The 26226-nt window shown below is 42.2% G+C and carries 22 protein-coding genes; 13 read left to right on the top strand and 9 right to left on the bottom strand.

The window, feature by feature from the left end:
* Positions 1–231: 231 nt before the first annotated feature.
* Positions 232–3282, bottom strand: a complete 3051-nt coding sequence (locus tag L4C39_RS02100) for an efflux RND transporter permease subunit (protein WP_429744129.1) — start codon at positions 3280–3282, stop codon at positions 232–234.
* Positions 3283–3290: 8 nt separating this feature from the next.
* Positions 3291–4094: an efflux RND transporter periplasmic adaptor subunit gene (locus L4C39_RS02095; protein ID WP_429744127.1), complete on the bottom strand. Its 804-nt coding sequence runs from the start codon at positions 4092–4094 to the stop codon at positions 3291–3293.
* A gap of 155 nt (positions 4095–4249) precedes the next feature.
* On the opposite strand from L4C39_RS02095, the gene L4C39_RS02090 reads away from it, so the two are divergent.
* Positions 4250–4930, top strand: a complete 681-nt coding sequence (locus L4C39_RS02090; protein ID WP_371711477.1) for a response regulator transcription factor — start codon at positions 4250–4252, stop codon at positions 4928–4930.
* Positions 4931–6196 (top strand): sensor histidine kinase, encoded by a 1266-nt coding sequence (locus L4C39_RS02085; protein ID WP_136995203.1) that lies wholly within the window; start codon positions 4931–4933, stop codon positions 6194–6196.
* Between the two features lie 9 nt (positions 6197–6205).
* Here L4C39_RS02085 and L4C39_RS02080 read toward each other — a convergent pair whose 3' ends face one another.
* Positions 6206–6613: a PaaI family thioesterase gene (locus tag L4C39_RS02080; protein WP_429744124.1), complete on the bottom strand. Its 408-nt coding sequence runs from the start codon at positions 6611–6613 to the stop codon at positions 6206–6208.
* Positions 6614–6694: 81 nt separating this feature from the next.
* Here L4C39_RS02080 and L4C39_RS02075 point away from each other — a divergent pair, with 81 nt between their 5' ends.
* The gene (locus L4C39_RS02075; protein ID WP_429744122.1) at positions 6695–7015 is read left to right on the top strand and encodes a DUF134 domain-containing protein; all 321 of its coding nucleotides are present in this window, start codon (positions 6695–6697) and stop codon (positions 7013–7015) included.
* A 21-nt stretch (positions 7016–7036) separates the two neighbouring features.
* On the opposite strand, the gene nqrM is transcribed toward L4C39_RS02075, so the two are convergent.
* From nqrM to L4C39_RS02060, 3 genes are all read right to left on the bottom strand, one after another.
* On the bottom strand, positions 7037–7255 hold the full coding sequence (gene nqrM, locus L4C39_RS02070) for a (Na+)-NQR maturation NqrM (RefSeq protein WP_136995234.1): 219 nt from the start codon (positions 7253–7255) through the stop codon (positions 7037–7039).
* On the bottom strand, positions 7255–7725 hold the full coding sequence (locus L4C39_RS02065) for a NifB/NifX family molybdenum-iron cluster-binding protein (protein WP_429744120.1): 471 nt from the start codon (positions 7723–7725) through the stop codon (positions 7255–7257). Before L4C39_RS02065 ends, nqrM begins: the two co-directional genes overlap by 1 nt.
* 263 nt (positions 7726–7988) lie before the next feature.
* The gene (locus tag L4C39_RS02060) at positions 7989–10082 is read right to left on the bottom strand and encodes an alpha-amylase (protein ID WP_429744307.1); all 2094 of its coding nucleotides are present in this window, start codon (positions 10080–10082) and stop codon (positions 7989–7991) included.
* 331 nt (positions 10083–10413) lie between these two features.
* On the opposite strand from L4C39_RS02060, the gene L4C39_RS02055 reads away from it, so the two are divergent.
* Positions 10414–11007, top strand: a complete 594-nt coding sequence (locus L4C39_RS02055) for a hypothetical protein (RefSeq protein WP_017054405.1) — start codon at positions 10414–10416, stop codon at positions 11005–11007.
* 250 nt (positions 11008–11257) lie between these two features.
* A complete protein-coding gene (locus tag L4C39_RS02050; protein ID WP_017054404.1) occupies positions 11258–11917 on the top strand; it encodes an NAD(P)H-dependent oxidoreductase in 660 nt (219 codons plus the stop codon).
* 74 nt (positions 11918–11991) lie between these two features.
* Here L4C39_RS02050 and L4C39_RS02045 read toward each other — a convergent pair whose 3' ends face one another.
* Entirely contained in the window at positions 11992–12939 is a 948-nt protein-coding gene (locus L4C39_RS02045; protein WP_017054403.1) for a LysR family transcriptional regulator, read from the bottom strand.
* Positions 12940–13180: 241 nt separating this feature from the next.
* On the opposite strand from L4C39_RS02045, the gene L4C39_RS02040 reads away from it, so the two are divergent.
* A complete protein-coding gene (locus L4C39_RS02040; protein WP_429744117.1) occupies positions 13181–14089 on the top strand; it encodes an aldo/keto reductase in 909 nt (302 codons plus the stop codon).
* 144 nt (positions 14090–14233) lie between these two features.
* Entirely contained in the window at positions 14234–15613 is a 1380-nt protein-coding gene (dbpA, locus tag L4C39_RS02035; RefSeq protein ID WP_029203549.1) for an ATP-dependent RNA helicase DbpA, read from the top strand.
* Positions 15614–15846: 233 nt separating this feature from the next.
* On the opposite strand, the gene L4C39_RS02030 is transcribed toward dbpA, so the two are convergent.
* A complete protein-coding gene (locus L4C39_RS02030) occupies positions 15847–16287 on the bottom strand; it encodes a GNAT family N-acetyltransferase (RefSeq protein ID WP_429744115.1) in 441 nt (146 codons plus the stop codon).
* Positions 16288–16571: 284 nt separating this feature from the next.
* Between L4C39_RS02030 and L4C39_RS02025 the strand changes: the two genes are divergently transcribed.
* Complete coding sequence (locus L4C39_RS02025; protein WP_429744113.1) at positions 16572–17132, top strand: type II secretion system protein; 561 nt, start codon at positions 16572–16574, stop codon at positions 17130–17132.
* Between the two features lie 7 nt (positions 17133–17139).
* Here the strand turns inward: L4C39_RS02025 and L4C39_RS02020 are convergent, their stop codons facing one another.
* The gene (locus L4C39_RS02020; RefSeq protein WP_170961645.1) at positions 17140–17277 is read right to left on the bottom strand and encodes a hypothetical protein; all 138 of its coding nucleotides are present in this window, start codon (positions 17275–17277) and stop codon (positions 17140–17142) included.
* A 522-nt stretch (positions 17278–17799) separates the two neighbouring features.
* Here L4C39_RS02020 and L4C39_RS02015 point away from each other — a divergent pair.
* The 5 genes from L4C39_RS02015 to L4C39_RS01995 all read left to right on the top strand — a co-directional run bounded on the left by L4C39_RS02015 (position 17800) and on the right by L4C39_RS01995 (position 25987).
* On the top strand, positions 17800–19008 hold the full coding sequence (locus tag L4C39_RS02015) for a NupC/NupG family nucleoside CNT transporter (protein ID WP_136995195.1): 1209 nt from the start codon (positions 17800–17802) through the stop codon (positions 19006–19008).
* A 272-nt stretch (positions 19009–19280) separates the two neighbouring features.
* Positions 19281–20510: a peptidase T gene (gene pepT / locus L4C39_RS02010; protein WP_429744111.1), complete on the top strand. Its 1230-nt coding sequence runs from the start codon at positions 19281–19283 to the stop codon at positions 20508–20510.
* A 183-nt stretch (positions 20511–20693) separates the two neighbouring features.
* Positions 20694–21539: a mechanosensitive ion channel family protein gene (locus L4C39_RS02005; protein ID WP_017054395.1), complete on the top strand. Its 846-nt coding sequence runs from the start codon at positions 20694–20696 to the stop codon at positions 21537–21539.
* Positions 21540–21689: 150 nt separating this feature from the next.
* On the top strand, positions 21690–22823 hold the full coding sequence (locus tag L4C39_RS02000) for an efflux RND transporter periplasmic adaptor subunit (RefSeq protein ID WP_113800186.1): 1134 nt from the start codon (positions 21690–21692) through the stop codon (positions 22821–22823).
* Between the two features lie 11 nt (positions 22824–22834).
* Positions 22835–25987, top strand: a complete 3153-nt coding sequence (locus L4C39_RS01995; protein ID WP_429744108.1) for an efflux RND transporter permease subunit — start codon at positions 22835–22837, stop codon at positions 25985–25987.
* The last annotated feature ends 239 nt before the right edge of the window (positions 25988–26226 follow it).

The raw sequence follows: 26226 nt of genomic DNA, 5'->3' as shown, positions 1-26226 counted from the left end.
TAACAGGTGAATGATTGAAGAACATAATATGAATATATCCTGCCCTATAAAGCTTATTTGCATAGGCTTACTTAACTTTACCCACCTTTACAATTTCGAGTGGGGGAGGCAAGAAATCAACATCAGAGTCATAAGGAAAAGGGCAGATAAGTTCGCTGTGAAGAAAGTAATGGAAAAAGCCCACACCAATAATGGCGTGGGCTTTAGATTATGTTTTAACTTGCGAATGGGTTACTGATTACTCGGTGATTTCTTATGAGTTCGGCCGAAGAAAAGTAAGTACAAGCATGGGATAACGAGTAGCACAATCGGAAGTGAGAACAGCAGTCCATATCCGAGAGTCAAAGACATCGGCCCCATAAATACATCAGTACCACCGACACCATAGGCTAAAGGAAGCAGCCCCACCACAGTGGTAAGAGAGGTAAGAACAATCGGTCTCAATCGGCTGATGGCGGCTTCCCTTACTGCGTCGATTAAGAGATTGCCATCGGCTAATAATTCGTTGATTCTATTAATTAACACCAGAGAATTATTCACCACAACCCCTGTCATACCAAGCACACCAATTAAGGCAAAGAGGGATATAGGTTGCATGTGAACAAATAGCGCCATTAATGATGCGATGATCGCAAATGGGATCACTAGCATAATTAATAGTGGCTGTAGCAGAGAATTAAACATGATGGCGAGAACGAAATAAATCCCAATCATTGCCGCAGGGAAAGCGACAACAAACCCGCTCATGGTCTCATTGGTGCTTTCAGCTTCGCCACCCGCTTCTATTTTCACACTTGATGGGTATGTGCCCTTTAAATCCGCTAGCATGGCTGAGCTTAAATCTACCGAGCTAAGGTTGTCATCTGTGATTTGAGCCGTAACGGTGATCTCACGGGTTCCGTTGTAGTGCTTAATGAGACGCGGTGCTTCAACTTGAGTCACTTTTGCTAGTCTCGATAACGGAACTTGTGTTCCCGATGGCGTATAGATTTTTGTGGTCGCTAGCTTTTCGATACTGCGATACTTATCGTTGAGGATCACACGTAGATCCACTTCTTGATCTCCAATCCAAGTTGAGGTTACGCTGTCACCTTCAAATGCAATTCGCAGAGTGGAAGCTAAGTCGGCAACGGTTAAGTTGTAGCGAGCTAACCATTCATATTGAGGAATGATCTGCAGTTGCGGATCTTTCAACGCTTCATTATTCGTGACCTTATCGAGGCCTTCTTGGTTATGCAGCCATTCAGTTACAGAATCGACGGCTAAACTTCGCTCCTCTATTGTGCCGCCTAATACGCGAACTTCAACTGGCTCACCAGGAGGAGGGCCACCCGCATCCACAGACAGTTTTATGAAAGGTAAGCCATCGATGCCTTCTAACTGGCGGTTAAGATCAGAAATGATATTGTCAGCGGTTCGATCTCGTTGTTCGAAACTAGTAAGCGCAATCAGACCAGTCGTGACAGGGCTGCTGTAAGTGAATTCATAACTCTTAAGCTCATTGCTTGGCAAAGCACTTATTGCAGATTCTAATTGAGCGTGAGCTTTACGAACTTGTTCCAATGGCGTTCCAGGCTGAACTTCAGTATATACTTCAATATATTTTGCCGATTCTGATGGAAAAATATCGAGCTTTAATTGCGTTGCAAGGCCAATACCGACAACAAGTCCTGAAAGGGCGATGAGCAAGACGCTTTTCTTAAATTGCAGAGACCAATCAAGGAGGCGAGAATAGAATTTGGTGATGGTTTGGAAGTGATCCTTTGAACTGGATTGCGCTTTTTTGGTCGCTAGAGAGTCGGCTAAATGCGCTGGTAGAGTGAAAGTACACTCAGCTAATGAGAAGAGTAATGCCGCAATCACCGTAATTGGGATCACAATAATAGCCTTACCCATTGTCCCCGGTATAAAAAACATCGGAATAAAAACCAAAGCGGTAGTCGTTAAGCTCGCAATAATAGGCTTGATGACATTTTTTGTACCAACTACGGCAGCTTCAAGGGCACTTTTGCCAGACTCTTTTTGTTGGTAAATGCTTTCTGCCACAATGACTGAATCATCAACAATAATACCGATAACCAGTAGTAAAGCCGCGAGAGTGATACTGTCTAAATTCATGCCTAGAATGGGTAGTATTGCTATTACCCCCAAAATACAAAATGGAATAGATACCGATACCCAAAAGGCTATTTGACGTTTCAGTATCATACTTAATATCGCGAGTACTAAGATCAAACCAATACTGCCATTCATCGAGACGATAGAGAACTTGTCGCTCATGTCATCGCCAAGATTTAAGCCGTAATCGAATGAAAACACCTCACCAATTTGGCGCTGTTCACTCTCAAGGAAGCTTTTAATATTGGCGATGGTCGCAATAATATCCGCACTTGCTGAGTTGGTTACGCTAAATAAAATGGCAGATTCGCCATTCAGAACACCTTGTTGTGACGCTTTTTCAAAGGTATCAATCACATCAGCAACGTCAGATAAGCGCACAAGCCCGCCAGTAGGGAGAACCTTAATGATCGTTTTTGACAGCTCTTTTACCGATTGAACTTGAGTCATGGTGACAATTTTTTGTTCACTGTTCCAAGACTCAACAACGCCACCAGACAGCGAAAGGTTACGATTATTGACGGCATTAATGACTTCATTGAACGTGAGCTGATAACGACTTACTTTTTCAGGATCGACTTCAATCCAAAATTCACGCTCGTTAAAGCCCGTCATGGTCACCGTACCAACACCAGAAACGCCTTTTAGCTGGTTTTCCAGTTGTCGAGTGTAAGCTTGAAGTTGTGAGTATTGCTCTTCATCGTATTGCTCTTGGTTCAAACCTTTGAGGCTGACACCAAAGGTTAATACTTCGAAGGATGAGGTACTTTTCTGGGCGACCGCTGGTGGTTTTTTAACATCTTTCGGCAAGCCCGTGACTCGGTCTACGGCTTGTTGTATGTCTCGTAGAACTTTGGGTGTATCTGCGGCTTCGTCTATTTCAATAGAGATATATGAAGAACCATCGGAAGATTCAGACGTAAATTTACGAATACCTTCAACGGATTTGAGCTCTTTTTCGATTAAGTTGGTGATATTAACTTCAACATCTTGTGCGGTGGCTCCCGGATATTGGGTGGTGATCTCCACTTCAGCAAAAGCAATGTCTGGGAACTCCTGAAGTTTTAGGGTCGTCAGAGAGGCGGCTCCGATCATCAGTACCATCACAGTAATGATGCGAGCAAGGAAACTGCGCTGGGCAAAATATGCAATAAAACCGTTCATCGTTGGGCCTATTCAGATTGAGTTTGGGAAATAGGAGTGACCGTTGTCGTAGCATGAATGGACATTCCAGGCTTAAACTGATGTTGAAAATTATCAATTTCGACTTCTACCGGATAAGCAAATTGCTGAGGATCGATCTCCACACCAATACGTTTGATTACGGACTGAATTTTTGATTGTGGATTAGACTCTGACCAAAGCTCGATAGGTTGCCCGATACTCAGTTCTGCAATATCGAACTCACTGGCAAGCAAACGAACATTTAAAGTGTCAATGTTGACTATTTGATAAAGCAGATCGCCTTGGCTTACCCAAGTGCCATTCTCAACCGCGCGATTAACCACGTAGCCGTTAATAGAAGTATTGATTTGGGTGTTTTCAAGATCGAGTTCTGCTTTTATTAGCTCAATTTCTGCCAGTGATACCTTTGCTTTTGCACTTTGGTAATCGGCTTGTGCAATATCAAGTTCATTTTGAGATAAGCTTTTTTTCTGACGCAGTTCTTTATAGCGTTCATAGACCGACGTTTTGATCGTTAAATCAGCTTTCGCTAGCTCAAGGTTGGCGGTCTGTTTTCTGACTTCTAAAGCAAAGTCTTGAGCTTTGATATTGGCGATAGTCTTACCGCGAATGACTTCTTCACCAATTTCAATATTGGCGGTTTCAATTTTGCCACTGATTTCAGACACGACATTAAGTGGTTGCTTACTTTTGGTATGTCCAATTAGGTCGATAGCTAATACATGTTGAGAGAAAAGTGCGCTCGTTAGGCACAATGCGAGGTATCGTGGAGTAAATAAAAAAATTTTCATAATGGTGATCCTATAATCTGATGGCACCATTGTGTGAAAGTATATGTCGAGAATTTGTCGAAATGATTTTGTGGTTAATAAATGATTGATTTCGACATTATTTCGACAATAAATTGATAGACTGTAGTAACAATAGTCATAGTTGGAAATGCAAGATGTTAGAGAATAAACAGATACTTGTGGTTGAAGATAATGAAGAGCTTCAAGGTATTTTGGCCGATTTTTTAGAAGTAAAAGGTGCACAAGTAGATTTTGCCGATAATGGTGAACTCGGTTTAACTCTCGCATTAGAGCATGAATTCGACGCAATTATTCTCGATGTTATGATGCCCAAGAAAGATGGTATGCAGGTCGCAAAAGAGTTGCGTCAATTAGGCTGTACCACGCCAGTATTGATGTTAACGGCACTGAATGGACGAGATGATTTATTAAAAGGTTTTGAAAATGGGGTGGATGATTTTGTCACTAAACCATTTAACTTCCCTGAATTAGAAGTACGCCTAACTGCATTAATCAAGCGGTACAGAGGTGAGGTTGCTAGCTCTTTGATTCAGTATGGGGATTTAAAAATTGATCAAAATTCACATACAGTTACTCGTGAAGGCCAGGTGCTTGTTGTTACTCCTGTGATGTATCAGCTATTGGTGAAATTTGTGAAAGCAGCTCCGGATGTGGTTTCTCGCGATGTGCTTATACATGAAATATGGGGAGATGATGTACCAGACAAGGATGTACTACGAAGCCATATTTATCTATTAAGAAATGTGTTGGATAAGCCATTTGAAAAACCTATGCTAATCACTGTGCCAAAATTTGGCTTTAGGTTAGAAGCGTAGATGAGAAAATTACGAGAAATATTGTTTAACCAATCATTAGGCAATTCGATTGAAGATGTAAAAAAACGACTGATTTTTATTTTCTCAGTCTTAGCGCTATCAACATCATTTTTTGTCTTTTTTTCTTTTTCTCTCTATCTGATTTTCAATGAAAATACACAGTTAGAACTATATCTTCGTTCTTTTGAGCAAATAGCAAAAGATCATTACTCGCTAGTAAAAGGTGATACCGCTAGTTTAGGACCCTATATACAAGCTTATTATAGTGACGTTGATTTGGATTCTGAAATCACAGAATTGCTCCCACTTGCAAACAATAGTGTAACGCAACTCCGAATGTATGATGATGACGGTTTTTTAGTTTTTTATTCATCATTTTTAGATAACCAAGGCAATACGGTTCCGCTCTATTTGGTTGTAGGTAATCGTGCAATTGATTTTGGTGATGACGGGTGGGAAGTGTTGATGCTGAGCTCTTTCGGCTTAATGTGTTTTCTGATCCTGTTCTTACGTTTTGCATTACGTCGAGTTTTCGATGGTTTAATGTCTCCTGTTTCGGAATTAAGTGAACAATTATCAAACAACAGTCAGGATGACTTTAAGGTTACAAGGCATTCAATCGATGAAATTCAACAGTTAACCTCACACCTGAATGATTATAAGCAGATGAAGGAACGACTTGCTAAGCAAGAGATGATGTTTGCCAAATATGCGAGCCATGAGTTGAAAACACCCATTGCAGTGGTGCTAGGGGCGGCAAACCTTCAAGCAATGAAAGATGATCCCGATTTTCAAGCTAAGCAACGCGAGAGAATTCTTGTCGCGGCGAATAATATGCAGGCGACGGTTGAAGTGCTCTTGAGCATAGTGAAACAGGAAAATGTGCGTAATGCGACTGATCTCCACCTTGTACAAGAGTCTGACCTTCAGCTTGGAAAATACAGTAATAAGATGGAGGCTGGTGTTGTATTCCGCAGCGAAATTGAATCAAATTGCCAATTGAATATGCCTCCCGTTGTTCTCAATATGATATTAAAAAACCTGCTCAACAATGCCATCCGTTTTACTCAGCAAGGTGAAATCTCTCTTTTGATTGATTCTCACTGTATCCAAGTTATTGATTCGGGTAGCGGTTTAACAGATAAGCTAGAAACGGAACATGGCTTAGGTCTTCTTATTGTAAAACGCTTATGTGATAGCTATGGCTGGACTTTTGAATTATCTAATAATGTAACCAGAGGTTGTTGCGCAAAGCTGACTTTTTAGATTCTGTGATTAAGATTTTGGAACCACAAATTTAGCCGTAGCCGTGGCAAGTTTTACGCCTAGATGTGTCAAACTGCTTGATAGTTGATATATCCCTCTCCTCTGTTGGATGAACTCACCCAGAATGGTAATCGGTTGATCGAGTGGAACAGGGTGAATGAAGCGCACATTAAGATCGGCTGTCATGGCATGAACGCCTAACGAAAATAGACAGTTGGTCATTGCTGAGTCTAAAAGTGAACAGATCATGCCGCCATGCATAACACCTTGGTAGCCTTGAACAACATTTGTGGGAGTAAATGTTGTGCTGACAACACCTTCGTCTTCCACAATAAAGGTGAGTCCCAGTTCACGGTCCGATTTTTTCTCACCACAAATCACGCACGATTGGTGGTTTTCAGGTCGTTGTATTAACATAATATTTTCCTTTTTAATGATTAGGCTTGGCAGATGAGCTTGAGTCATTTATGTTAGCTAGCCTGAATTGTAGGAGTTCCCATGGCTAGACCTAAAATATCTCGACGCATATGCAGCACGCCTGCTCACAGTTGTTTCAAGCCCAACGGGGTGCCAATGAAAGATCTTCAACAGATCGTATTATTGGCAGAAGAGTTTGAAGCTATTCGTTTAGCCGATGTTGTTGGGGCGAACCAGCAAGAATCAGCCGATCAAATGGGCGTCTCTCGTCAAACTTTCGGTAATATCATTAAGAGAGCCCGTGGAAAAATAGCCCTGAGTATCGTTGAAGGTAAGGCGCTAATGTTGCAAGAACAAGAACAAGAACAAGAACAAGAACAAGAACAAGAACAAGAGCTGTAGCAGTATTAAGCGCAATACTGGTTACGATTCACTCGGCATTTTTGTTGTGCTAGGTTCTTGTATTTTGTATAGAACGCGAGAGTGCTCCTCACAAGTCGTTTCACAATTACATACCCGTTCAATATCGACCTGATTTAATCCGCCACAACTTCCTTGAATACTCCTCCGATGGAAGATCACACCAATAGCCATGAGAATAATGGTGATCAGAAAAACCAGAAATGTCGCGACATAGACCATCATTGTTCACTTTCCTGCGAATGAAGCCCCAGAACTTGACGCAAAGACTTAACGGTTTGAGGAGATAGCTTCTTAGAGTGACTGTTCGCATCTCTTGTTTTTTCTGAATGACATCCCTTTTTTTTATGATTTATCGACGGACGTGCTGCACTCAAGTCTGACACGATTTCAAGTTGTGATGGATGGACGGACATAAGCTCAGAATTTCGGCTCGCTTTATATACTGAAATATTGTGGTTGAATAACTTTGTTAGCAAACGCTCGCCTATATTTCGGATGACAACCGTATCGACGTGGTGCTTGATCAACTGTTCAACAAGCTGTTTTTTTCCTTGGCAACCGCCAACAGAAACAGCGGGGTTATCAATGAAAAATGACTGTGTCTTATTGTCATCAACAATTAAGAATTGGTTTGCTTTCGAATAGTGCCCAGCGATAGTCGCGTTGTTGCAAGGTACGGCGTAGATCATAGAAACCTCCTGAATGATCCGTTCTCGAGAAGAGATGGATTTAAAGTATTTGTTGAGGTAACAATACGCCTAGTTATTGGCATATGCCAGTAATTAAAATTGAAAAATTAGAATTCAAGGAAATTGAAATAAAAAAATGCAGCGTATTATACGCTGCATTTCAAAGGGTTCTTACGGACGGTTAAGCTCTATTTGTAAGAAGATAAAGAGCATCCGATTGAAACATATATTATTGAAAATCATCGTTTTCACTAGGCTTTCGGTTAAGATTTATCTCGCCCAAAATACGCCACAATGACTTTGTCTTCACCTAAGGTGCGCGAGAAGGCATAACCATTGTTCTGTTTGATCTCTTGATGGACGCCAGCGCCAATTGCAGGGTGAGCTTGACGGAATTGGCCAAGGATTTGCCAGTGTTTCAATAGCGTATCTTGGTTATTGTCTCTTTTCCAAACCATGTCAGAACGTGTACCTTGGTGGAAGTCATCTGCATAAGGACCAGTATTTCGACCCACTTCATCGCCGTAATAAACCTGTATTGCTCCTGGGCTCAGAAGTAGGGCATTCGCCGCGTTGCGTTGCATGTCATAAGATTTGAAACGGCTGAAAAATAGCTCGGTATCGTGTGAAGACATGTAGCTTACAGGGTTAAAGTCTGCCTCTTCTTGGATCGTGTTTGCGTAATCTTGATAGGTTGATTGCATTTGACTAAAGCAGGCCGCGCCTTTGTCTAATTTTTTCTGCATATCGAAGTTGATCAGTGCGTCGAACCCATCATCAAAATATGGGCTACGGTAAGCAGTATGCCCCCAAACTTCGCCCATCATCCAGAAAGGTTGTCCTGATTTGTCGTTCGCTTTGCGCCACGTTTCTAAGCTTGAGCTTGCCTCTTTTTTCAAGCGTTTCCACACGTCGCCTTCTACGTGTTTTACGGTGTCAACACGATAGCCATCGATACCAAAGCGCTTAACCCAATCGGTTTGCCACTCAATTAAGTAATCAGCAACAGAGTAGTTATCTCGTTTCTCTACACGCGTGCCTGGGTTATTCAGCAACCATTGTGGAGGTGTTACTGCTTTATCGGATTCAGTGATAAAGTCAGGAAGCCCTGCGAGAGACATAGTGATGTCACTTGAACCTGGAGCGGTATAACCAGGCAGCCCTGAACGAACCCAGTCGCCACCCCACCATTGGCTCCAATTAGGACTCTTATAATCGATGTTCTTATGGTAATCGTGCCAGTTTTCACCGCTTTTAGGTGTCCAATCTGCCCATTTGGTCGGTAGTGAGTTTGGTTGAGTTTGAACATTAACGCCATCAAACTGTAAGTCAGCTAAAGTGGAGTAGCCTGAGTGATTGATAACGGCATCTAGCAGCACCTTAATGCCACGTTTATGCGCCTCTTGAACTAGAGTTTGTAAATCGTTGTCGTTACCGAAATTCTCATCAATCTTGGTGAAATCACGAGTCCAATATCCGTGGTACGCATAGAATGGGAAAGATCCACTGTCGCCACCACCAACAAACCCATGCACTTGCTCTACAATTGGAGATAACCAAATCGCGTCTGTACCAAGGCTTTGAATGTAATCAAGCTTTTCGATAACGCCTTTTAAATCGCCTCCATGGAATGTGCCGACTTCGTCTTTGCCATCTTTTCTTCGTCCGTAACTTTGATCGTTACTGCTATCGGCATTGTTGAAACGATCCACCATTACAAAATAGATATTGGCATTTCGGTAGTCCAAATTTTGCGGTTTTTTCTGCTTTTCTGCTGGTTCGAATAAAGCCAGATTGCCACTGTTTGCTGCAGGCTTAAATTGTACGGCTTGATCTTTTACGACCACTGTTTGTTGGCTAAAAGCTTCAGTAAGAACGGTGCCTTCTGGATAGCTATCACCAAGGTTAACGGTAACCAACCCATCGCTATCTAAGCTGTCACTGAAAGCATCACAAGTGACATTTGGGATAGGGCGCTTGAACTCTTTCTTAGTCGATTTTTTAGGTTCGCGCTTAAATGTCAGTGAATGTTGCTGCTCATCATATGCGAACGAGTAATCGCCAGTGAAACGAATTTTTAATGGTAATTCGGTTGGCGCACCGCAATGCAATTGAAGCGGTCGGTTAAATTTCACTTTTTGAGTTTCAGGTGCTGAACAGTCACCCTCCACACCGCTGATATTAAGCGTATATGAATCTTTGGTAAGAGGGACGACCAACGCATTCTGTGGATCAAGTGGGAAGTCACGGCTATTCGTTGTGGTGGAAATGGTAATTGTTGGTGCCGCAAATGCGTTTGCAGCCACTAAAGTGAGCCCTAGAGTATAAGCAGTGGCGATGGCTTTGGTCGAAAACATCGTCGCGGTGAAGGTATTGAGGTTAAACAGTGGCTGTTTCATCGGCAATCCATTGAAGTTAGTTATCTATCCTTATGATAAAAGAAGAAAAATCAATCGACATCATTCCCATAAACTACGCCTTGAGATCTGAAGGTGATCACAGTTTTATCGTAAAAGGCGTAGAGGATTGAGAATGAATTCGGCTGCTATGCGATAAGTTGATGGATTATAGGTTTATGAATTATAGTTTGCTGAATATTTATCAATAAACACATCGAGAAAATACAATTGAGAGTATACGGGCGGTACAAACGAGATTGTTTTTCCGCATCAGAGTAGATACCCTAAAATGACTTCTCAATCGGCGTTATTTCCTATGCGTTTATCCACTCTAATATTCGGTGTTTCTTGCTTTTGTGTTCTGCCATCTTACGCGGCGGATCCATCGTGGTTACGTGAAGCTCTTAGTTCTGCTGATGGTTCATTGGCGTTAGAGTCTATCAAATATGACAACACGCTGTTTGATTGTGGTTTAGAGAAGGAGAATGAAAAATTTTGCAGTGATGTGGTCAGGTATTACAAGACGGAAGTGACTGCTGAGATTTTTTTCGTTGAAAACCGCTTCGATAAACTGGTGTTAAACAGCGCGTTTAGCCCTTTAGTATATTCAGATCTTCAGCTTAATTTACGTAAAGATGGCTATGGGTTAATCAGTATCAAAATTGGAAATTCATTTTTTGATGTAGAAAAAAAACTGCTGCAATCATCCCCTGATGCTGTTGATAAAAAGCTAATTACTTTTTTAAATAGCCAGCCTCTTTCAGTACCACGAATATTGGTGTGGCGACATAAATCTGAGTCTCTTTCTCAATCCAAAACTGTCATTATGGCTAGTGATAGCAGCCGCATTCGCATAGAGCTTCGTGAGTTTGACGGAAATTAGAGCTTTTGATCTTAAGATGAAGGTGGTTGATTGTCGGCTGCTTTTATTGTGGATTAATTTGTCCATAATGATTGGGTGCTAATAACCTTTTATTTAGTGTGAGTTCCCATTACTATCTCCCTCGTTGGCATTACACCGTAAGTAACGTTATGAAATTAGGTAGATTAATTCATTGAGTTTTATTGTGTGATGCACTTTTCTGGATACCGTATGGGTACCATTTTGTGAACAAATAGAGTCGGAGAGTCACATGTCGCATCAAATCATCAAAGATCTAAATAATCGTTACACTGCAAAGAAATATGACTCGACTAAGCGTATTTCAGCGGAAGACATGGACGTACTGAAAGAAGCGATTCGCTTATCTGCATCTTCAATTAACTCACAGCCTTGGAAGTTTATTGTGCTTGAGAGTGATGAAGCCAAACAGCGCTTTCACGATACTTTTGCAAACAAGCATCAATTTAATCAGCCACACGCAAAAGAAGCTTCGCATGTCATTCTATTTGCTCACAACCCGTACTTTACGAAAGATGATTACAAGAAAGTGGTGGATGCTGAAGTGACATCAGGACACTTACCTGCTGACATGTTCGATACCATGCTGAATGGCGCGTTTGCATTTGCAGAGTCAAACACTGACGACACTGGCTTCAATGGCTACTGGACTCAAAAACAGACTTATATCGCGCTAGGAAATACGCTGCATGTTTTAGCTCGTTTGGGCATTGATTCTACTCCGATGGAAGGCGTTGATCCTGAAATGATTGGTGATATCTTTAAAGAAGAACTTAAAGGTTATGCTTGTGATTTTGCGTTAGCGATTGGTTACCATAAAGATGGTGAAGATTATAACCACGGCTTACCAAAAGCGCGTCTAGCAACAGAAGATGTGATCACTGTATTGTAAGTGATATAGAATCGAGATTGAGAGGCTAGGTTTAATTCCTAGCCTTTTTTGTATCTGCTAGCGAACGGTTTAGGCTATTTATAGAGGTTTTTATAGTTTGGGATATGCTCTTCCCAAAAGGGTGGTGTTCCAATGTAATCAAGAACGGCATCGATAAAAGCTTTAACCAATAAGGTCTGTTTTCGATGAGGGTAGATGGCGTAGATCCCTGTATCCATGTTGGAAATCGTATAGTTGGTTAGCAAGGGTTTTAGTTGCGAATGTTTGATTGGGCACTCGAGGTTAAACAGATCAATTTGGCTGTAACCAAGTCCATCTTTTACTGCACTTATCATGGTTCTCACATCGCTGACTTTATAATTACCCTGCATTTTGTAGCTTTTCATCACCTCACCATGTGGCTCTTCACTCATTCGAAGATGATCTAAGTTCACATCACCATTGCTATAGATAACAGCAGGCAATTTAATCAACTCTTCAGGTGTCGTAGGCATCCCGTATTGTTCAATAAACTGTTCAGACGCAACGAGAGCGAAGTTGGTATTCGCTATTTTTTTTGCGATTAAATTGGACTCTGTGAGCTTCCCAATTCGAAAAGCTAGATCAAAATGATCCGCGATGATGTCTGATTTTTTGTCATCAAGTGATAAGAGGATTTTCACATCAGGGTAGCGCTTCATGAACGTTGATATCACAGGTTGAAGATACTGTTGTCCAAAGAAAATCCCAGAAGTGATGCGTAAGATACCTTTAGGCTCTGCATGATAAGAGTCTGCAATGTTATGAATTTGGTCAAGCGTATCAAGCAGAATATGGGTTTGTTGAAGAATGTCCTCACCCGCAGAGGTCAATGAAAATGATCGTGTGGAACGGTTAATGAGTTGAACGCCTAGCGCCACCTCTAATTTCTTTATTTGCTTTGAAAGTGAAGAGTTGTCCATGTCGTGTAGAGCTGCCGCTTTGGAAAATGAACCTTGTTGTACAACGTCTCGAAATAGGGATAGCTGGCTGGTCACTGACATTTGTTCTCCAAAGTCATCAAATGTGGTTCAAAAAATGGGTTCATGCAGAGAAGTATATAATAGATAGAGGGAAGGATCGCTTTATAGATTTTAGTGAATTCGTTTAGGGTTAGTTAATTTTGGGGTGGTGTACCATATAATGGACGTTGATTGCGAGCCAGCAACTCTATATGTGTTAATTGATTGAAGATTGCCCGAAACAAGTTTACGGTAGCAACAGACATTATATAGGAGAGAACCGATGGTTGTTAAAGTATCCATTGCGCCACAAGGACCAGAATTGTCAGAGATGATTCAAGGCTATTGGCGAACGGCTGACTGGCAAATGACATCAAAGCAACGTCTTAATTTTTTGAAACAGCACATTGATCTTGGCATCACGACGGTTGATCACGCCGATATTTATGGTAACTACGAGTGCGAAAAATTATTTGGTGAAGCCTTGGCTTTAGAGCCAGCTCTTAGAGAACAAATCCAAATCGTCACTAAATGTGATATCAACTTATGTGGGGCGAAGAGTCCAGATCGTAAAATCAATCATTACGATACTAGCGCCGCTCATATTCATCAGTCGGTAAATAATTCACTTGAGCGTTTAGGAGTGGATGATATTGACGCACTGCTGATACATCGCCCAGATGCCTTAATGGATGCTGATGAAGTCGCTGATGTTTTCGCTGAGTTATATAAAGTCGGTAAGGTTAAGCATTTCGGTGTGTCGAATTTTAGCCCTCGTCAATTTGAGTTATTGCAATCACGCTTAGGAAAATCGCTTGTCACCAATCAAGTTGAAATCAATCCCCTTAATTTTGATGTGGTTGATGATGGGACGTTGGATCAATTGCAAATGAACCGAGTTCGCCCGATGGCTTGGTCATGTTTAGCGGGTGGTGAATTATTCAGTGGCGAAACTGAGCAGGCGAAACGTGTACGAGATGAGTTGGATGCGATTCGAGTAGAACTTGGTGCTGCGAGTATTGATCAAGTCATCTACGCTTGGGTTCGTCGCCTACCTTCAAAACCATTACCTATCATTGGTTCAGGTAAAATCGAGCGTGTAAAAGCAGCGGTTGAAGCACTTAAATTAGAGATGATGCGTGAACAGTGGTATCGAATTTGGGTCGCTTCAAAAGGCCACGGTGTGCCTTAGATATTTCCGGCTTTAATCCAAATAGACCGATGCATGAGCGTCGGTTTTTTTATCTCATCGAGATTATTCTAAATAACACTAGTATCGCAGCGTCAAATAACGATAATACACAGCTAAATTACGTTTAACGAAAGGTCGCTTACTTTGAGCAATACATCTTTTTCCACTTTGGGTCTTCAACCAGAGCTATTAACAAACCTTGATTCTCTTGGTTATACACAAATGACACCGATCCAAGCGTTGAGTTTACCAACGATTTTGGCTGGCAAGGATGTAATCGGTCAAGGTAAAACAGGTTCAGGAAAAACAGCAGCATTCGCTCTGGGATTACTGTCTAACCTGAATGTGAAACGCTTTCGAGTTCAAACGTTAGTACTTTGCCCAACCCGTGAGTTGGCGGATCAAGTAGCAAAAGAGATCCGAACTATTGCTCGTACTATTCATAATATTAAAGTACTGACTTTATGTGGCGGTATGCCAATGGGACCACAAATTGGTTCATTGGAACACGGCGCTCATATTTTAGTGGGTACACCAGGTCGTATTCTTGACCATATGGATCGTGGACGTATCGATTTGTCAGAACTAAATACACTGGTTCTTGATGAAGCGGATCGTATGATGGATATGGGTTTCCAAGATTCACTGGATGCAATTATCAGTGAAGCACCAAAAGATCGTCAAACGTTACTTTTCAGTGCAACATTCCCTGCAGAAATCAAAAAAGTTGCTGATCGTATTACGAAGCAAGCTGAGATGGTGAAAGTAGAATCGACTCACGATCATTCAAGTATTCAGCAGTTCTTCTATAAAATGGAAGGCAGTGAAGCTCGTGACAATGCGCTTGAATTACTTTTATTGCACCATCAACCAGAATCTTCAGTGGTATTCTGTAATACCAAAAAAGAAGTACAAAACGTAGCGGATGAGCTGCATCATCGTGGATTCAGTGTTATTGAATTGCATGGGGATTTAGAGCAACGCGAACGAGATCAAGCATTGGTACAGTTTGCTAACAAGAGTGTTTCCATTCTTGTTGCTACAGATGTTGCTGCTCGTGGTCTTGATGTTGATAACCTTGATGCTGTATTCAACTTTGAATTATCTCGTGATCCTGAAGTCCATGTTCACCGTATTGGTCGTACAGGCCGCGCAGGAAGTAAAGGTATCGCATGCAGCTTCTTTAGCGAAAAAGAGATGCATCGTGTCATGCAGATTGATGAATACATGGACATGCCAATTGAACCAGTGACATTACCTGCAAAACCAGCGGCACAGCCTTACCAAGCTAAGATGGTCACCATTCAAATTGATGGCGGGAAGAAGCAGAAAGTACGCGCAGGGGATATTCTGGGCGCACTAACTAGTCAAGGTGGTATTGATGGCAAAATGGTAGGTAAAATCAACCTACTTGCTATTCGTGCATACGTTGCTGTTGATCGTTCTGTGGCGAAACAGGCGCTGAAAAAAATTGAAGCCGGAAAAATGAAAGGCCGCCAATTTAGAGCTCGCTTGCTTAAATAACTGATTTATAGRAAAATTCTGTAGTTGAATTGGGCTTAGGATATTAAGTTCGTTTCAATAAAAAATGGGCCTCACGCTTTAACTGCATGAGGCCCATTTTGTTTTTCGATATCGAGTCCTGATAAACTATTTAAATATATTGTTTGAACCGACTTCGCTTATTAATGCCATTGCCTATGTAGTGTCATTACTTATGTAGCATCATCATTCGTTTTACTGACTCTTTCGTAGGGTTATTTCGTTGGATAACGGATCATATAGACAAACTGATCATCTTCACTGCATTTAACAAAGCCAAAGCGAGGGTAGAGTGTCTGTACTCGGCTTCCCTGTAAGTAACAGAGTTTGCAAGGTTGTTGATACGAATCGAGAGTGTCGCTCACTTGTTGTAAAATTTTGCTTCCTATCCCTTTCCCATGAAAATTGGGTAGTAGGAAAAAACGTGAAAAATGCCAAACCTCATTGTTTTCGACCAACATGTAGCTGCCAACCGGTTCCCCGTCAACGTAAATAAGTTCCGGAAACCCTTGGTGCCACTCGATAAGGTGTAATTCGCGTTGTAACTCTTCATCCCAGCCAAAAGTCGCAGTAATAGCATCTACCTCAGCCAATTTTTTGAGAGAAAATGTAAATTCATAATCATCTTGTGTCGCGGTTCTTACCGTGAAATCCATGAGCACCTAAATTTCTAGCCTACAGTGAAATTAAACTCTACTTTACTAAACATGAGGGTAATTGCGATTAAAAGTTTGCTGTACGTGTATCTGACTTTAACGATCTGACTGCGCTAGGTGAGCGATATTGCCGAATGTTGGAGGACAATGATACAGAATGAGTGTGGATTTTGAACAGTAAAATAAAGTACAATGACAACTATTGTGTTGAATGTGTAGAATAGTTTAAGCGTTATAAGTCGTTTGAGCACTATAAATAGTCACGATTACGTGAATGAATATAGGTGAATATATTGAAAAACAAAGGTTTTACTTTAATTGAGCTAGTTGTGGTTATCGTTATTTTGGGTATTTTAGCGGTGACTGCCGCTCCAAAATTTTTGAATCTACAGAGTGATGCCAAGCAAGCCGCTTTGGAAGGTATGAAAGGTTCGCTTGGAGGTGCTCTTGGAATTACATATGGAAAGTTCGCCATTGCTGGTTTGGAAAATGAAGCCAGTGTCAACGGGTACAAAGAAGGGGGTAAGTATAAGGCTGATATTATTGCAATGCTGCCTGACTGCGGTTCAGACCCAGGTGATTTAACGACCTTTTGTGAATTTGATTATGGGTACCCCAAAGCTAATTTTGCAACCTTGTCTAATTTAGTGACTGGCTTAAGTGCAATTCCTGGAGAGGAAGACTGGCTCCTCTATGGTGTTGGAGTTGTGGGGGCGGAAAATGAAGTAAAAATAACAGCGAGTAGTAATACAGATAATAGTCGCTGTTATATAAGTTATAGGCGATCTATCGTTTTGGATGCTGAAGACCCTGATCCAACAATTGAGATCGTTGACTGCGACTAGAATAAGCTTATAGCCCACCTTGCTGTTGTGCATTTTTCAATAATTCTTGGCGGTGCAATTCTTGCTCCGTTAGGGATTGTTGTTCCTGTTTCTCTGACTCATTTAGTTCTTGAGCAATAAAAACATAGTATTTGTTGATAACCATTTTTAGATCCTAGTGTTTATGCATGCTTAGATAGTGGCGTATATCTAAAGTGTGATCATCCTCCTATTAAAAATTTTTAAGGGATGAGCTTGTCATTTTTTAGGGATGAGGCGCTGATTAAAAATAAACCTCTTGTTGGTTTTATGGGTGAGTTGTTGCTTTCTTGGTTTTGATAGCTTGCTGAATCTCTTTGCCTTTGAATCAATCTTTCGTCGCTTTGTACGCAAAATAAACGGTTGAACGTTTGCGTGTGAAAATGTGATGAATATCTCGTTTTGTTCGTTATAATCCTCTCCCGGTTTTAAGCCGATGCTTAGCCAATACAAGCCGTCACATGGAACAGTGAACGACCTCAAGGACCGGACCAGCTATTTTTAATGCTTGTATAAGGTGATCTACAATATGAACAACTTGTTCCTTCATTCATTCGCTGCAAATTGCTCGGGCGAATCACAGTCCTATACCTTTTTTGCCAATTCTTTTGGTGCCGCTTTTATTTCCACTCTTTAATAGGACAATATAATGAACATTTTATTTAGCTTAGTCGGCATCGTCGGACTAATGGCTTGCGCGTATCTACTATCTGAAAGCCGCCAGGCGATTAACTGGAAAACGGTTTCGCGTGCGTTATTACTTCAAGTAAGTTTTGCTGCACTTGTTCTTTATTTTCCTTGGGGACAAGCGGCGCTTACCAGTTTAAGTAGTGGTGTATCTAGCCTGCTTGGATTTGCTGATGTTGGTATTGCATTCCTATTTGGGGATCTGGCGAACAGCGGGTTCATTTTTGCGATTCGTGTTCTACCAATCATCATCTTTTTTAGTGCTCTTATTTCTGCGCTCTACTACCTTGGAATCATGCAAAAAGTGATTGAAGTGATTGGTGGCGCGATTCAGAAATTTCTTGGTACGAGTAAAGCTGAGTCATTAGTCGCTACTGGTAATATCTTTCTATCTCAAGGTGAATCTCCACTGCTTATCCGTCCATTTCTATCAAAAATGACGCGTTCAGAGCTATTTGCCGTGATGGCTGGTGGTATGGCTTCCGTTGCGGGTAGTGTTTTAGGGGGTTATGCAGGGCTAGGCGTTGAGCTTAAGTACCTCATTGCCGCAAGCTTTATGGCGGCTCCAGGTAGCTTAATGATGGCGAAAATCATTGTTCCTGAGCGTGATACTCCTTGTAACCAATCTGATATTGAGATGGATAAAGCGGACCAAAGCAATGTGATTGATGCATTAGCAAGCGGTGCAATGAGTGGCATGAAAGTCGCGGTAGCGGTGGGCACTATGCTGATTGCTTTTGTGAGTGTTATCGCGATGGTCAATACTGGGCTAGAAAGTTTAGGTGAGCTATTTGGCTTCACGGGCATCACGCTACAAGCAATTTTTGGCTACATTTTCTCGCCATTGGCATGGTTGATTGGTATCCCAAGCCATGAAGTATTAGCGGCGGGCTCTTATATTGGTCAGAAAGTGGTAATGAACGAGTTTGTGGCATTCATTGATTTTGTTGAAAACAAAGCACTACTTTCAGAACACAGCCAAGTGATCATTACTTTCGCGTTATGTGGCTTTGCTAACATCGGTTCTATTGCGATTCAACTTGGTTCAATCGGCGTGATTGCACCTGAGCGCCGTTCAGAAGTGGCAAACTTAGGTTTAAAAGCGGTAGTTGCAGGTACATTAGCTAACCTAATGAGTGCTTGCCTAGCAGGTATGTTCATTTTACTGTAATTCTTATATTGAACTAATCGACTATATAACTCGCTCATGCCCTGTAACCATTGGTTCGCATGAGCGTTTTTTTATTCGATCCTGTTGTATATCTCATTATCTTTAGAAAACAGTTCTTTCTTAAAAAAAACTGATTCACCGCAATTTATCTTATCCAATTCCGCGTACTATTTAGCGCATCTAACTGCACTGGCTTAGTTAACTCTTTTGCTAGTGGTTATCTTTCTGCCCTGATGGCAGTCGTTTCCGCTTTTAAGCTTTGAGAATTTAATATGAATAATCTTGTTGATCGCTTTATCCGTTATGTAACTTTTGATACTCAATCTAACCCGTCTGATGCAACTTGCCCAAGTTCTCCGGGTCAGTTGGTACTGGCTGAACAGTTGAAAGCTGAAATGATCGAGATGGGCCTGAGTGATGTTAGCCTAGATGAACATGGTTACTTGATGGCCAAATTACCGTCAAACGTTGATTATGAAGTACCTGCGATTGGTTTTGTTGCGCATATGGATACCGCGCCTGACGCTTCTGGTGCCAATGTTAAACCACAAATTATCGATGATTACCGTGGCGGTGATATTGCTCTAGGTAAAGGTGATGAAGTTCTTTCACCAATTCAATACCCAGATCTCCATAAGCTTCATGGCCACAGCATTATTACTACTGATGGTACAACTCTACTTGGTGGAGATAACAAAGCTGGGATTGCAGAAATCCTAACCGCGATGGCAACACTTGTTGCGAACCCAGAGATCCCACACGGTGAGATTTGCATTGGTTTCACTCCAGATGAAGAGATTGGCCGTGGTGCTGATCTGTTTAACGTTGAGAAGTTTGGTGCTCAGTGGGCGTACACGATTGATGGTGGCCCCGTTGGTGAGTTGGAATTTGAAAACTTCAATGCGACCAATGCAACGATTGTTTGCCACGGCGTAAGTGTTCACCCTGGTACTGCAAAAGGTAAACTTGTTAATGCGATGAATATTGCGGCTAAATTCCAAGCGATGATGCCTGCAGATGAAACTCCTGAAACAACAGAAGGCTACGAGGGTTTCTACCACCTTGGTTCAGGTTCGATGAACGTTGCACGTACAGAACTCAACTACATTATTCGTGACTTTGACCGTGATGGTTTAGAGAACCGCAAAGCGTTCATGCTGCAAAAAGCCGCTGAACTGAACGAAACGCTTGGTCATGATCGTATTGAAGTTCAAATGAAAGATTGCTACTTCAATATGCGTGAAATGGTAGAACCACACCCACATGTCATTGAATTGGCAAAGCAAGCTATGATTGAATGTGACGTTGAACCAATGATTAAACCAATTCGTGGTGGTACTGATGGTGCGCGTTTATCATTTATGGGTTTACCATGTCCGAATATTTTCACTGGCGGTTACAACTTCCACGGTATTCATGAGTTCATTACCGTTCAAGGTATGGAGCTTTCTGTGAAAGTTATCGTTAAATTAGTTGAGAAAACGGCACTAAACTACAAGTAACTAACTCTCGCTAAGCATCAAATCGTAAAGGCAGCTTTTTAAGTTGCCTTTTTTGTATCTGCAAACTTTTGAATTAGTTTATAAATTTCAGTAAATAATCAAAATAAAGTGGCTGATAATCGTCGATTATGGGAAGCTAGTCGTGATATTCCCAAATAATGAAAAGCGTCAAAGGTGTAGAACATGGACAAAGTGTCGTTGGTAATTGATTTTCTTCTTACTTACAAAACTCTCACCAGTTTGTTAATCATAGCCATTATTGCTCTCATCAGACGAATAACACTGTCACGTATTCGTGGGGATGTTGCATTTCTTTCGGAAGAGCAACGCAACTGGATGTCACGAACTAAGAATTGGTCATTTGCCTTAACTATTTTTGCTCTCTTTGCATTATGGCGATTTGAAATTAATGAGTTTGCACTATCTGTGACTGCCATTGCGGTGGCTATCGTGGTTGCCTCAAAAGAAATCATTTTGTGTTTTACGGGTTCAATTCAACGCGCGAGTTCTCGCTCTTTTCGGATTGGAGATTGGATCGAAGTTGGTAAGCTTTGTGGTGAAGTTATCGAACATAATATGATGGCAACCGTTATTCAGGAAATCGATCTTCACCACGGCCAATATCATTACACCGGAAAAACGGCGACATTGCCTAATAGTATGTTTTTTACTTACCCGGTAAAGAATCTCAATTTCATGAAGCGTTATGTTTATCATAACTTCAATATTACGGTGCGAGATTTTGTGAATGTGTATCCAATGTTTCCTGAATTGATTTCGAAAATTGAAGAACATTGTGAAGACTTCATCGATGTCGCTCGTCGGTATAATGCTGTGATTGAGAAACATGCAGGCGTTGATTTACCTGGTTCTGAGCCTCATATTCATGTCACCAGTTCCTCTACGGGTGAGCAATTGATTCATTTCATGATTTTCTGTCCGACAGAAAGAGCGTCTCATTTAGAGCAACATATCCGCCAAGATTTTATGGAAGCTTATGCGATTAGGTTCCCTATTAATGAAGCATAAATAGAGGTGATAAATCAACGCAAATGATTCATATCGCAGTACACAGTTTGAAACAAATGCGCCGTAGGATTTGATAATCTTCGGACATTGAAACACTTGATATTGATAAGGTTTAACGACTTTCTGTTAATTCAATATTATGGTTTATCAATGCGCAAGAAGTTATTACTTACATCCATTATTAGCTCTTTAGTACTTGTTGGTTGTGGTGAAGCTACCACATCAAATCAACAAGCACCTTTACCCTTAGTGACTGTACAGGATGTAAATGTCATTGCTCACCAACAAAGCAAACGCTACGTTGGACGCGTTGAGGCAGTTGAAGATACGGCGATCACAGCCCAAGTATCTGGGTATCTTAAAGAGCGCCATTTTGTCGAAGGTGAAATGGTCGAAAAAGGCCAACTGCTTTACTCCATCGAACCTTCCTCGTTTGAAGCTCAAGTCGCGATTGCAAAAGCTGCGGTTGCGCAAGCCAATGCGCTTCTTAAAAAAGCACAGTTGGATTTTGAACGTGGAAAAAACTTACTACCTAAAGGCAGTATTTCTCAATCTGAATTCGATGCATTAACGGCCAATTTACTTGGTGCTGAAGCTAGTGTTGAATCCGCAACAGCACAATTAAATCTCTCTGAAGTAAATCTCTCTCATACTCAAATCGCAGCACCATTTTCAGGCCGAATCAGTGATACAAATGTGAGCAAAGGCGATCTCGTTTCTCCCTCTTCCGGCGTGCTCACCACCTTGGTTAGTTTAGATCCTATTCACACTCGTTTTAGTATGAGTGAACGCGAACGCATCGCGCTAGGGATTGATCAAATTCAAGGGGATGGCTCAGGTGAATCTCAGAATGTCGAAGTGCAAGTCATTTTAGAGACAGGTGATGTTTTTGAGCATTTAGGCAAACTTGATTACTTAGGCAACCGTATCAACCTCAATACGGGTACGATCGCGATGCGAGCTGTTGTCGATAATCCTGACCAGCGATTGCTCCCAGGGCAACATGTCCGTGTTGAGTTACGCCAGAAGCAGGTCGATAAAGCTTTTGTTGTTCCTCGCCGATCAGTGCAGACCGATCTAGAAGGCAACTTCGTGATGATCGTGACGGAAGGCAATGTAGCGGAACGTCGTAATGTTGAGTTAGGTAAACAAGTCGAAGAGGGGATCATCCTCCGTAGCGGTATCGCAGACAGTGAGCGCGTGATCACTCAAGGCTTGCAACGCGTCCGCAATGGGATGCCAGTCCGTTTGGAACAACAATCAGCAACAACTGACGTGAAATAAAGGAGAAGTCTATGCTAAGTCGTTTCTTTATTCAGCGTCCTAAATTTGCGCTGGTTATCTCCATTATACTCACGCTTGCTGGGATGATTGCGCTCACGGTACTTCCAGTGGCGGAGTACCCTAAAATTAGCCCTCCATCTGTGAGCGTGAATGCCTATTACACCGGTGCAAGTGCAGAAGTGGTAGAGCAAGCTATTGCCGATCCAATCGAGACTTCGGTGAATGGTGTGGAAGATATGCTGTATATGTCTTCAAAAAGCGCCAATGATGGTTCTTATTCCCTTAACGTCACGTTTGATGTAGGGACCGATCCAGACATGGCGCAAGTCAATGTTCAAAACCGTGTCTCTCAAATTGAATCTAAGCTACCTCAAGATGTTCGAATGGTTGGTGTTACTGTCAAAAAACGCTCACCAGATCTTCTCATGGTATTGAACTTCTACTCTCCGAATGGTGAGTATGACGATAAATTTCTGATCAATTACATTAACTTGAATGTGAAAGATCAACTGGCACGTGTTAAAGGGATCAGTGAAGTTAATGTGATAGGTGGCGGTGAATACGCCATGCGAGTGTGGCTTGACCCTGAAAAAATGGCCAACTTGAAGCTGACGACCTCCGATGTTTACGCTGCGCTTGCGGAGCAAAATGTACAGGTTGCAACCGGCCGTATTGGTGCTGCTCCTTATAACAACCCGCAAGAAGTGCAATTTAACCTAGTGACAAAAGGAAGACTTGAATCGGTAAGCGAGTTTGAAGAGGTGGTATTACGGGCTCAAAGTGATGGTGAGACTGTCTACTTAAAGGATGTGGCTCGCGTTGAGCTAGGTAAAAAATTCTATGATGGAAGCGGTCAATTCCGTGGTCAAGATGCCTCTATTGTCACGCTATCGTTGCAGTCGGATGCCAATGCCTTAGAGAGCGGACAAGCCGTTATGGATCTGCTTGATGGCCTCAGTGGTAATTTCCCTGAAGGAATGGCTTATGAAACAAGTTATGACACGACGTTATTCGTGGAAGAGTCGATTAAGGGGGTACTGAAAACGCTTATTGAAGCGATACTATTGGTTATCGCCGTTACTTACCTGTTCTTGGGAAGTGCGCGCGCCACACTCATCCCTGTGGTTGCCATTCCGGTTTCATTAATTGGCACATTCGCGATTATGGTGTTGGCTGGTTTTACTATCAATACCGTGACCCTTTTCGGGCTTATCTTAGCCATTGGTATTGTCGTAGATGATGCCATCTTGGTTATTGAGAATGTCGACACGACGATGGCAAAGGATCCAAGCCTCTCACCACGAAAAGCGACGCTGATCGCGATGAAAGAGGTGACGGGGCCAATTGTCACCTCTACCTTAGTTTTGCTCGCAGTATTCTTACCTGTCGCTATGCTTCCGGGTATTACAGGTATTATGTATCGCCAGTTCGCCCTCACTATCTGTATATCGGTTGTGATCTCATCGATTAATGCGCTGACGCTGTCTCCTGCTTTGTGCTCATTAGTTCTTAAACAAGGTGGTGGTAATACCGCGAGTTGGTTTAAAGCATTCAACCGTGGTTTGGATAAAGTGACGGAACGCTACGGACGAGGGGCGAGTTTCTTAGTCAAGAAAGTATTTTTACTGGCTACCTTCTTCGTTTTTGCGTTAGGGGCGGTGACTCACTTAGCGAAAACCACATCAACGGCATTTGTTCCACAAGAAGATAAAGGGATTTTGTTGGTTAATGTGCAGCTACCGGATGCCGCATCTTTATCTCGAACGGAAGAGACCAGTGCGCAATTGATGGAAATGATTGAGCAGGAACCCGCTATCGACGGAATTACGGTCGCTAACGGCTATGCCTTTATGACAGGCGCTGCGGCATCGAATGGAGCCTCTCTATTTATCAAGTTAAAGCCGTGGGATGAGCGTAATGCAATGGACGGTGCGCAGTCAGCTAATGCCATCGCTGCAAGGATCAACGGTCGTGCTGCTGCCGAATTACCACAAGCGATAGTGTTTGCGATGGGGCCTCCTGCTGTTCCTGGTATGGGCGCTGCTTCAGGGTTTGAATATGTACTGGAAGATTCATTAGGGCGTAGCAGAACGGATTTAGCAATTCTAATGAATGACGTGATTCAGGAAGCGAACAAGCAACCTGAGATCGCCTATACCTTCAGTACTTTTCGCGCCAATGTCCCACACTACTATGTTGATATTGATCGCGAGAAAGCTCAGCAACTTGGCATTCCGTTGGCATCAGTATTTCAAACGTTGCAGGGTAATTTAGGTTCACTTTATGTGAATGATTTTACGATGTTCGGTAAGAACTTTCGTGTAACGATGCAAGCCGATAGTGAGCACCGTAGTGGGATAGAAGATCTTGCTCTGTTTCATGTACGTTCGTCGTCTGGTGATATGATTCCACTTAGTACTCTTGTTTCGTATGAACAGGTTTTCGAACCCGATGTCGCGTGGCGCTACAACATGTATCGCAGTGCAATTATTCAAGGCCAAGCGGCGGAGGGATATTCCAGTGGTGACGCCATTGCTGCAATGGAGCGCGTCTCGGCTGATATCCTGCCGCAAGGTTATCAGTTTGAGTGGACTGGCATGGCATACCAAGAGGTACAAGCGGGAAATCAGGCGATTTATGCTTTTGCCTTGGCCTTAATCTTCATTTACCTGTTTATGGTGGCTCAATATGAAAGTTGGAGTATTCCTCTCGCGATCATACTGGTGGTGCCCGTTGCAACACTCGGTTCATTCTTAGCGTTGACGATCGCAGGAATGCCACTCAACCTTTACGCGCAAATAGGGTTAGTTCTGTTGATTGCGTTAGCCGCCAAAAACGCAATACTGATTGTGGAGTTTGCTAAAGTGGAACGTGAAGAGAAAGAAATCCCACTCGATGAGGCTGCGGTTTCTGGTGGTAAGCTACGTTTTCGCGCCGTAAACATGACATCGTGGTCGTTTATATTAGGTATTACGCCGCTGCTATTTGCTTCAGGGGCAGGGCATGTAAGTCAAAACTCATTAGGCGTCTCATTGATCGGCGGTTTACTGTGTGTGTTGCTGGTTGGAACATTCTTGATCCCGGGATTTTACGCATTAATACAGAGGCGACGTGAAAAAATTCATGGAGGAAGCACAAAGCTGATCCCATTAGATGATGAGTAGGTAAACAGTTCGTGACTTCTTAGATGACAATGCGCTTACTGTCATCTTTTCAAAGCCTTCTTCAACGGACTTGAAGGAGGCTTTTTGCTTCTGGTAGTTTGACCTATGTTGGATATTGGACAGACCCATGCCCGTGATCTCGCATTTTCAAAAGATTCTTCGCGCAACGCTATGAATCTACCTTAAGTTTAAAGTGGTATTGCCGATATATTAATTGTCCTTCAGTTAATTTAATAATG

It is taken from the genome of Vibrio clamense, assembly GCF_050337905.1.
Taxonomy (GTDB): Bacteria; Pseudomonadota; Gammaproteobacteria; order Enterobacterales; family Vibrionaceae; genus Vibrio; species Vibrio cortegadensis.
This window is presented reverse-complemented; position numbering and strand designations above follow the sequence as displayed.

What these genes read in the sequence shown, in the direction of transcription:
- L4C39_RS02100 (WP_429744129.1), bottom strand. Translation starts at nt 3,282, where the DNA reads ATGAACGGTTTTATTGCATATTTTGCCCAGCGCAGTTTCCTTGCTCGC.
- L4C39_RS02095 (WP_429744127.1), bottom strand. Translation starts at nt 4,094, where the DNA reads ATGAAAATTTTTTTATTTACTCCACGATACCTCGCATTGTGCCTAACG.
- L4C39_RS02090 (WP_371711477.1), top strand. Translation starts at nt 4,250, where the DNA reads ATGTTAGAGAATAAACAGATACTTGTGGTTGAAGATAATGAAGAGCTT.
- L4C39_RS02085 (WP_136995203.1), top strand. Translation starts at nt 4,931, where the DNA reads ATGAGAAAATTACGAGAAATATTGTTTAACCAATCATTAGGCAATTCG.
- L4C39_RS02080 (WP_429744124.1), bottom strand. Translation starts at nt 6,613, where the DNA reads ATGTTAATACAACGACCTGAAAACCACCAATCGTGCGTGATTTGTGGT.
- L4C39_RS02075 (WP_429744122.1), top strand. Translation starts at nt 6,695, where the DNA reads ATGGCTAGACCTAAAATATCTCGACGCATATGCAGCACGCCTGCTCAC.
- nqrM (WP_136995234.1), bottom strand. Translation starts at nt 7,255, where the DNA reads ATGGTCTATGTCGCGACATTTCTGGTTTTTCTGATCACCATTATTCTC.
- L4C39_RS02065 (WP_429744120.1), bottom strand. Translation starts at nt 7,725, where the DNA reads ATGATCTACGCCGTACCTTGCAACAACGCGACTATCGCTGGGCACTAT.
- L4C39_RS02060 (WP_429744307.1), bottom strand. Translation starts at nt 10,082, where the DNA reads ATGTTTTCGACCAAAGCCATCGCCACTGCTTATACTCTAGGGCTCACT.
- L4C39_RS02055 (WP_017054405.1), top strand. Translation starts at nt 10,414, where the DNA reads ATGACTTCTCAATCGGCGTTATTTCCTATGCGTTTATCCACTCTAATA.
- L4C39_RS02050 (WP_017054404.1), top strand. Translation starts at nt 11,258, where the DNA reads ATGTCGCATCAAATCATCAAAGATCTAAATAATCGTTACACTGCAAAG.
- L4C39_RS02045 (WP_017054403.1), bottom strand. Translation starts at nt 12,939, where the DNA reads ATGTCAGTGACCAGCCAGCTATCCCTATTTCGAGACGTTGTACAACAA.
- L4C39_RS02040 (WP_429744117.1), top strand. Translation starts at nt 13,181, where the DNA reads ATGGTTGTTAAAGTATCCATTGCGCCACAAGGACCAGAATTGTCAGAG.
- L4C39_RS02030 (WP_429744115.1), bottom strand. Translation starts at nt 16,287, where the DNA reads ATGGATTTCACGGTAAGAACCGCGACACAAGATGATTATGAATTTACA.
- L4C39_RS02020 (WP_170961645.1), bottom strand. Translation starts at nt 17,277, where the DNA reads ATGGTTATCAACAAATACTATGTTTTTATTGCTCAAGAACTAAATGAG.
- L4C39_RS02015 (WP_136995195.1), top strand. Translation starts at nt 17,800, where the DNA reads ATGAACATTTTATTTAGCTTAGTCGGCATCGTCGGACTAATGGCTTGC.
- pepT (WP_429744111.1), top strand. Translation starts at nt 19,281, where the DNA reads ATGAATAATCTTGTTGATCGCTTTATCCGTTATGTAACTTTTGATACT.
- L4C39_RS02005 (WP_017054395.1), top strand. Translation starts at nt 20,694, where the DNA reads ATGGACAAAGTGTCGTTGGTAATTGATTTTCTTCTTACTTACAAAACT.
- L4C39_RS02000 (WP_113800186.1), top strand. Translation starts at nt 21,690, where the DNA reads ATGCGCAAGAAGTTATTACTTACATCCATTATTAGCTCTTTAGTACTT.
- L4C39_RS01995 (WP_429744108.1), top strand. Translation starts at nt 22,835, where the DNA reads ATGCTAAGTCGTTTCTTTATTCAGCGTCCTAAATTTGCGCTGGTTATC.